General features: G+C 35.8%; 4 protein-coding genes. 3 read left to right on the top strand and 1 reads right to left on the bottom strand.

Annotated features, from left to right (window positions below; genetic code table 11):
* Nucleotides 1-154: 154 nt before the first annotated feature.
* Complete coding sequence (locus tag B0A58_RS00800; RefSeq protein ID WP_014084480.1) at nt 155-700, top strand: YceI family protein; 546 nt, start codon at nt 155-157, stop codon at nt 698-700.
* Nucleotides 701-1,012: 312 nt separating this feature from the next.
* On the opposite strand, the gene sucC is transcribed toward B0A58_RS00800, so the two are convergent.
* Complete coding sequence (gene sucC, locus B0A58_RS00795; RefSeq protein ID WP_014084479.1) at nt 1,013-2,206, bottom strand: ADP-forming succinate--CoA ligase subunit beta; 1,194 nt, start codon at nt 2,204-2,206, stop codon at nt 1,013-1,015.
* A 473-nt stretch (nt 2,207-2,679) separates the two neighbouring features.
* Between sucC and gltB the strand changes: the two genes are divergently transcribed.
* Complete coding sequence (gltB, locus tag B0A58_RS00790) at nt 2,680-7,185, top strand: glutamate synthase large subunit (RefSeq protein WP_089079464.1); 4,506 nt, start codon at nt 2,680-2,682, stop codon at nt 7,183-7,185.
* A gap of 56 nt (nt 7,186-7,241) precedes the next feature.
* Complete coding sequence (locus B0A58_RS00785) at nt 7,242-8,696, top strand: glutamate synthase subunit beta (protein WP_089079463.1); 1,455 nt, start codon at nt 7,242-7,244, stop codon at nt 8,694-8,696.
* Nucleotides 8,697-8,878 lie beyond the last annotated feature (182 nt).

Below are 8,878 nucleotides of genomic sequence, written 5' to 3'. Positions count from 1 at the left end.
TTAGCAAAAAAGAACAAGTTGATTGGGCTATTTATATGTATATTTGATATAATATCTAATAATTATACCAAATGAGCTAAAGCTTAATGGAACAAACGGTTTGAAAATTATTTAAACAAAAATGCCTTGATTAACAAAATAAAAAACCAAATTTATGAAAACTATAGTACAAATTATTTGTTGTCTTTGTATCGGTCATTCGGTATTGGCACAAAAAATGATGACCCGAAATGGTGAAATCAAGTTTGAAGCATCGATGCCCGCTTTTGAAGAGATTGCCGCAAAAAACAACAGTGCCTCTTGCATTTTGGACGAGTCCAATGGTGAAATTGCCGTGTTGGTTTTGATAAAATCATTCAAATTTAAAGTTCCATTGATGGAAGAGCATTTTAATGAAAATTATATGGAGTCTTCTCAATTTCCAAAAGCTACTTTCAAAGGAAAAATCAACAACTATGCTGGCGCTAAATCAACTTCCAATAAACTGTATGAAGTAGAAGGTGATTTGACCATTCATGGTGTTACCAAGCATGTTAAAACCAAATTAACAGTAACCAATTCAGGTGATAGAACCCAATTAATGGGTAATTTGACGGTAAAACCACAAGATTATAAAATAGAAATTCCTAGTATAGTAAGAGGCAAAATAGCTGAAAATGTTAAGATTAGCTTGAATTTTAATTTAGAACAAAAAAAATAAGTATTAAATACTTTTTTTATAAGTTAATTATTTATAACTTTGTCGCTCATAATAAGGTTCCGGCGAAAAAAGAAAACTCGCAAAAAAAGCAATAAGTGTTTGACCCTTTGAAGAGACTCTTTTTTCGTCGGAACCGTAATTTTAAGATTAATAAAAAGAAAAATCCTGAATGTACATTCGGGATTTTTTGATTTTAAAACGATTTTAAAGTGAAGAAAAAAAAAATAGATTAAACCATTGTAATAGGTTTAATCTATTTTTTTTAGAAAATCATTTGATTATTTCAAACCAAATGAAAAGGTTTTATATTCGTTAAGACAAAGCTTTTTGAACTTGGTCTGCCGCTTCTTGAAATTGAACAGCCGATAATATAGGCATACCAGAATTGTCAATTAATTCTTTAGCAATTTCAGCATTGGTACCTTGCAAACGAACAATAATAGGCACTTTAATAGCATCTCCCATGTTTTTGTAAGCATCAACTACCCCTTGAGCCACACGGTCGCAACGTACAATTCCACCAAAAATATTGATTAAAATGGCTTTTACGTTCGGATCTTTTAGGATAATTCTAAAGGCTAGTTCTACACGTTTGGCATCTGCAGTTCCTCCAACGTCCAAAAAGTTAGCAGGTTCAAAACCAGCATATTTTATCAAATCCATGGTAGCCATTGCCAATCCAGCACCGTTTACCATACAACCTACAGTTCCGTCAAGATCTACATAGTTCAATCCAGCGGCTTTAGCTTCAACTTCGATAGGGTTTTCTTCACGAACGTCTCTCATTTCGGCAAGAGCAGGGTGTCTGTAAAGGGCATTGTCGTCCAAATTCACTTTAGCATCAACAGCAATAATCTTGTTGTCAGATGTTTTCAAAACAGGATTAATTTCAAACATCGAAGCATCAGAACCTATATAAGCATTGTATAAAGCACCTACAAATTGCACCATTTCTTTGAATGCAGTTCCAGATAACCCTAAATTAAATGCAATTCTTCTGGCTTGAAAAGCTTGTAAACCAACAGTTGGGTCGATTTCTTCAGTAAATATTAAATGAGGAGTATGTTCTGCCACTTCTTCAATATCCATTCCACCTTCGGTAGAGTACATAATCATGTTGCGGCCTTTACCTCTATTTAATAAAACTGACATATAAAATTCAGAAGTTTCGCTTTCGCCTGGATAATAAACATCTTCAGCCACAAGTACTTTGTGTACTTTTTTACCCTCGGCAGAGGTTTGAGGTGTAATCAATTGCATTCCAATAATTTGTTCTGCTAATTGCTCCACTTGTTCTAAATTTTTTGCAAGTTTAACACCGCCACCTTTTCCACGACCACCTGCGTGTACTTGAGCTTTGATAACATGCCAGCCTGTTCCTGTTTCGGCTGTTAATTGTTTTGCAGCGGCTACGGCTTCTTGTGGGTTGTTTGCCACATAACCTCGCTGAACTTTTACGCCATAGCTGGCCAAAATTTCTTTACCTTGATATTCGTGTATGTCCATATTTTTTTTTTATGACTTGTTTTAAAGCAACAAAATTAACTATTTTATGTTAAAAAAGAAATGTTTTTGCGAATAAAAATTATAAAATTTACAAAAACTTTGAATTTAATTCAAAATCTCGATTTTCTTTAACTAAAATTATGTTTTTTGATGTAAAAAATCATTTTTTGGCACTATATCGTTTGAAATTTTTATTTTGTTTGAGAATAATTTATCGTTTTGAGCCTTTTTCAGAGAATTTTTTAGAATTAAAATTATCAATTTGTTAATTGAATTCCATCTATTTTATGTTTTTAATATTTTCTCGAAATTAAATTGATATATAAACAAAAATGAATGGAATTTCAATTTTTTTTTTTAACATAATGTTAAAATAGCTACTTTAGTAAAAATTTATTATCGAAAATAGAGCTGTGATTTGTATCATATAAATCTTATTTGATTATTAAAAATTAAAATAAAAATTTAAAAAAATGAGAGTTAAGGAACAAGGGTTATACTTACCAGAATTTGAACACGACAACTGTGGAGCAGGGTTTATTTGCAATTTGAATGGCATAAAATCAAATGATATTATTCATAAAGCATTAGATATTCTTATAAAATTAGAACATCGTGGTGCTGTAAGTTCGGACGGAAGGACGGGCGATGGTGCTGGTATTTTGTTTGATATTCCTCACGCTTTTTTCAAAAAAGTATGTACTTTTGACCTCCCTGAACCTAAAGAATACGGTGTAGGTATGGTTTTTATGCCAAAAAGCAAAAATCAAATGGCTTTTTGTATGGATACTTTTGAAACAGAAATCAAAAATCAAAACCTTCAAATTTTAGGTTGGAGAACGGTTCCTGTTGATGCTTCAAACCTTGGGGCTATTGCTGCCGAAAAAGAACCCACGGTAAAACAAGTATTTATTGGTAAAAATAACCAAGAATTAACCGAACAACAATTTAATGCCAAATTATTTGCTGCCCGAAAAATTGCCGAGCATCAAATTATTAAATCTAAAATCTCAGAAAGCCACCGTTTTTATTTTTCGAGCCTTTCTACCACTACCATTATATATAAAGGTTTGCTCATGCCAGAAGACATCAGCAGGTATTATGTAGATTTGGCCGATTCGGATTTGGTAACCCGACTGGCATTGGTACACCAACGTTTTTCTACCAATACCTTCCCTTCTTGGGACTTGGCTCAACCCTTTAGATACATGTGTCATAATGGCGAAATCAATACGTTGAGAGGCAATATTAGCCGCATGAGATCGAGAGAAGAATTGATGAAAAGTGCCGTTTTTGGTGATGATATTAAAAAATTATTCCCCATAATTCTTGAAGGTAAATCCGATTCTGCTTCGATGGATATGGTGGTTGAATTGTTATTGATGACAGGCAGAACGTTGCCAGAAGCCATGATGATGGTTGTTCCAGAAGCTTGGGAAAAACACCAAACCATGTCTGAAGAGAAAAAAGCATTTTATGAATACAATTCTTGTATAATGGAACCTTGGGATGGGCCCGCTTCTATACCATTTACAGATGGTAATGTTATTGGTGCTTTGTTGGATAGAAATGGATTGCGTCCTTCTCGATATACACTTACCAAAGATGGATTTGTAGTCATGTCATCAGAAATTGGTGTTTTAGATATTAAGCCAGAAGATGTGGTGTTACACGGTCGTTTGGAACCTGGAAAAATGTTTTTGGTGGATATGAACAAAGGCAGAATTGTAGAAGACGACGAAGTAAAACACGATATTGTTACAAAAAGACCTTACAAACAATGGGTTAGCGATAATTTGTTGCAATTGTCAAACATACCTTATAAAGAATACCAGTTACCAACCGAAAATTTAGACTTTGAAACCAGACAGCGTTTGTTTGGCTACACCAATGAGGATTTGAAAACCATTATCAATCCAATGGGAGAAACGGGTCAAGAAGCCATCAGTTCTATGGGTAACGACACTCCACTAGCGGTGTTGTCGGACAAACCTCAATTGTTGTATAATTATTTCAAACAATTATTTGCACAAGTTACCAATCCGCCATTGGATGGTATTCGTGAGGAAATCATTACAGACATTAGCCTTGCCATTGGAGGCGATTTTAATATTTTTGACATTGAAGCCAAACAATGTAAAAAACTAAAAATTCAAAATCCTGTTATTTCAAATGAAGATTTGGATAAAATACGCACCATTGAACATGCCGATTTTAAATCGGAAACCATTACTACATTATATAAAATAGAAAAAGGAGTCAATGGACTTGAAAGAGCCCTAGAAAAATGTGTTCAAGCTACTTTCAAAGCGGTTGAAAATGGGGCTAATATTATTATTCTATCGGACAGAGGTGCAACAGAGGCCTTAGCTCCAATTCCAATGTTATTGGCCTGTTCTTATATCCATCATTCCTTAAACAAGTTACGGGTACGATCTAAATTTGGAATCATCATCGAGTCTGCAGAACCTCGTGAACCCCACCATTTTGCTTTATTATTCGGTTATGGAGCTTCTGCAATCAATCCTTATATGGTTAATGAAATCATACACGATCAAGTACAAAAAGGATTGATAACAGGAGTAAAAGCAGATTATGCAGTTAAGAATTTTAATAAAGCCATTGCAAAAGGAATTCTGAAAATCATGAACAAAATAGGTATTTCTACCTTACATTCTTATAGAGCAGCTCAAATTTTTGAAATTTTAGGATTAAATAAAACATTTACTTCAAAATATTTTCCATATACCCCATCTCGTATTGAAGGAATTGGATTGATAGAACTTGAAAAAGAAGTTAAAAAAAGGTATCAAAAAGCTTTTCCAAATTCAAAAATTGCTAACTTATTACCCCTTGAAATAGGAGGAATATACCGCTGGAGAAGAAATGGCGAAAGACACATGTTTAACCCTACGACTATTGCAAAATTGCAACAAGCCGTAAGATTGAATAGTCCAGAGGCCTACAAAGAATATGCTAAAACCGTCAATGAACAATCTGAAAATTTAATGACCATTAGAGGATTGTTTGAATTTAATAATTTAGATCCTATTGACATTGACGAAGTAGAACCTTGGACAGAAATTGTAAAACGTTTCAAAACTGGAGCCATGTCTTATGGTTCTATTAGCCAAGAGGCACACGAAAATTTAGCCATTGCCATGAACAGAATTGGTGGAAAATCCAATTCGGGAGAAGGTGGAGAAGACCCAAAACGTTTTCAAAAAGAATTGAATGGCGATTCTAAAAACAGTGCCATCAAACAAGTAGCTTCAGGACGATTTGGAGTTTCTATCAATTATTTGTCCAATGCAAGAGAGATACAAATCAAAATGGCACAAGGAGCCAAGCCAGGAGAAGGCGGACAATTGCCAGGCGATAAAGTTGTACCTTGGATTGCACAAACCAGAAATTCTACACCTTATGTAGGGTTGATTTCGCCACCGCCACACCACGATATTTATTCGATTGAAGATTTATCGCAATTGATTTATGATTTAAAAAATGCCAATAGAGAAGCCAGAATCAATGTAAAATTGGTTTCGGAAGTGGGTGTAGGAACGATAGCTGCTGGAGTTGCCAAAGCCAAAGCAGATGTGATTTTAATTTCTGGATACGATGGCGGGACAGGTGCTGCTCCTTTGACTTCCTTGCAACATACAGGTATTCCGTGGGAACTAGGATTGGCCGAGGCACAACAAACGTTGATTTTGAACGATTTAAGAAGTCGGGTTGTTTTAGAGTGCGACGGACAATTAAAAACGGGTCGTGACGTTGCCATTGCAGCTTTATTAGGAGCAGAAGAATTTGGGTTTGCCACTGCACCGCTTGTTGCATCAGGTTGTATCATGATGAGAGCTTGCCACCTGAACACTTGTCCTGTGGGTATTGCTACACAAGATCCTGAATTGAGAAAAAACTTCAAAGGAACTCCAGAACATGTCATCAATTTTATGTATTTCATTGCAGAAGAGTTAAGACAAATTATGGCCCAGTTGGGTTTCAGAACATTGAAAGAAATGGTAGGGCAGTCCCAAAAATTAAATGTTAATAAAGCCATTGATCATTATAAAGCCAATGGTTTGGATTTGTCCACTATTTTATACAAACCAGAAAAAGCCAAAGAAGTTCCAAATTGCAATACCACAACCCAAGACCATGCCTTAGAAAATGTATTGGATTTTGATATCATCAGAGCGGCTATTCCATCTATTTATAGAAAAGAAAAAACAAGAGTTACTTTTAATATCAAAAATACAGACCGATCTGTTGGTGCCATTTTGAGTAACGAAATCTCAAAAATATATGGAGCTCAAGGATTGCCAGACGATACCATATTGGTAGATTTTACTGGTTCGGCAGGACAAAGTTTTGGAGCATTTGCAACAAAAGGATTGTCGTTTAAAATTCATGGTAATTGTAATGATTATTTAGGGAAAGGATTGTCTGGAGGTAAATTAATTATCAAAGTACCACCAACAGCTACTTTTAAACCAGAGGAAAACATCATCATCGGAAACGTGGCTCTATATGGTGCTATTACGGGCGAAGCTTACATCAATGGTATGGCAGGAGAGCGTTTTGCTGTTAGAAATTCGGGGGCAACTGCAGTTGTCGAAGGTATTGGCGACCACGGTTGCGAGTACATGACAGGCGGAGTTGTAGTTGTTTTAGGAAAAACAGGTCGCAATTTTGCAGCTGGAATGAGCGGTGGTGTAGCTTATGTTTTTGACGACAAAAAACAATTTGAAAACGGTTTGTGCAACAAAGAAATGGTGGCACTAGAACCATTAGAAGCATCTGATGTAACTTTAATAAGAAAATTAATAAAAAATCATTCGTTATATACCAACAGTCCTTTGGCAAAAAAACTTTTGGAAGATTGGGACAACCAACAAAAGCATTTTATCAAAGTAATGCCCGTAGATTACAAAAAGGCATTAGAGCGATTAGCTAAAGAAAAAGAATTAGTGGGATAATCATTTTTGACTTTTAAATTAAAAATACAATAACGAATAGTAAAGCATAAAATATCATGGGAAAGATAGGCGGATTTAAAGAATTTGACAGAATAGACGAAAGCAATTTGGCAGTTGCCGAGCGTGTAAACAATTATAATGAATTTACAATACCATTAGCACCAAACCATATCAAACAACAAGGTTCGAGATGTATGGATTGTGGCATACCTTTTTGCCACAGTTCTTGCCCGTTGGGAAATTTAATTCCCGATTTTAACGATATGGTGCATGAAGAAGAATGGCAAGGGGCATTAAACATTTTGCAATCTACCAATAATTTTCCAGAATTTACAGGAAGATTATGCCCAGCTCCTTGCGAAAAATCATGTGTATTAGGCATCATAAAAGACCCAATTTCGATTGAAAACATAGAAAAAAACATCGTAGAAAGAGGATTTGCAGAAGGTTGGATAAAACCTCAAATTCCAGCTGTAAGAACAGGAAAAACGGTGGCCATTGTAGGTTCTGGACCAGCAGGATTGGCGGCCGCACAACAACTCAACAGAGCCGGACACACCGTTACAGTTTTTGAAAGAGACAATGCTATTGGTGGCTTGTTACGATATGGTATTCCAAACTTTAAACTTGAAAAAGGGATTATAGACAGACGAGTGGCCATATTAGAAGCAGAAGGCATTGTTTTTAAAACCAATGTCCATGTAGGAGTCAATTATAGTACAGAAGAACTAAAAGCTTTTGATGCCGTTGTACTATGTGGAGGTGCCACAGACAGACGTGGATTGCCAACCAAAGGAGCAGACAGCAAAGGCGTGGTGCAAGCCATGACTTTTTTAACACAACAAACAAAAGCCCTTTATGGCGAAGAAATTCCCGATCAAATTGTTGCCACAGGCAAAGATGTTATCGTGATTGGCGGCGGCGACACAGGCTCTGATTGTGTAGGAACATCAAACAGACAAGGAGCCAAATCGGTTACAAATTTTGAAATCATGCCAAAACCACCCGTTGGCAGAAGCGCCTCTACCCCTTGGCCTTATTGGCCATTGCAACTCAAAACGTCGTCATCCCATGACGAAGGTTGCAACCGAAATTGGTTGATCAACACCAAAGAATTTTTAACAAACGACAAAGGAGAATTAGTTGGACTAAAAACCGTTGAGGTTTCTTGGAAAATCCTACCAGGACAACGCCCAGAATTGATAGAAAAAGAAGGTTCCGAAAAAATTTGGCCTTGCGATTTAGCCCTTTTAGCCCTTGGTTTTACCGGACCAGAAAAAACTTTGAGCAGCCAATTGGGAATCGAAATCGATGCTCGAAATAATTATCAAGCAACCAATTACAAAACCAACATACCCAATATTTTTACCGCAGGCGACATGCGTCGTGGACAATCTTTAATAGTTTGGGCCATTTCCGAAGGCAGAGAAGCCGCTCGTGAAGTAGATTTATATTTGATGGGTTCTACCAATTTGCCAACAAAAGGCAAAGGCGATTTGCCAACATTATAATACAAAATAATGACTAATATAAAAAAAACCGTTGTAAACAAACGGGTTTTTTAGTTCAAATAAGGAACTTCAAAAAAACATGGAGTATCAATAGCACAGCACAAATTTTGCACACATGTTACTTCATCATACGTTGCCACCAAAAGCCAAACAAAAAATTAAAAAACAAACACCAAAACCAT

The sequence above is a fragment of the Flavobacterium branchiophilum NBRC 15030 = ATCC 35035 genome, assembly GCF_002217205.1.
GTDB lineage: Bacteria > Bacteroidota > Bacteroidia > Flavobacteriales > Flavobacteriaceae > Flavobacterium > Flavobacterium branchiophilum.
The sequence above is the reverse complement of the archived record's forward strand: the minus strand, read 5'-3'. Positions and strand labels throughout refer to the sequence as shown.

Excerpts from the sequence above, each read along its gene's own strand:
- B0A58_RS00800 (WP_014084480.1), top strand. The coding sequence starts at position 155 with ATGAAAACTATAGTACAAATTATTTGTTGTCTTTGTATCGGTCATTCG.
- sucC (WP_014084479.1), bottom strand. The coding sequence starts at position 2,206 with ATGGACATACACGAATATCAAGGTAAAGAAATTTTGGCCAGCTATGGC.
- gltB (WP_089079464.1), top strand. The coding sequence starts at position 2,680 with ATGAGAGTTAAGGAACAAGGGTTATACTTACCAGAATTTGAACACGAC.
- B0A58_RS00785 (WP_089079463.1), top strand. The coding sequence starts at position 7,242 with ATGGGAAAGATAGGCGGATTTAAAGAATTTGACAGAATAGACGAAAGC.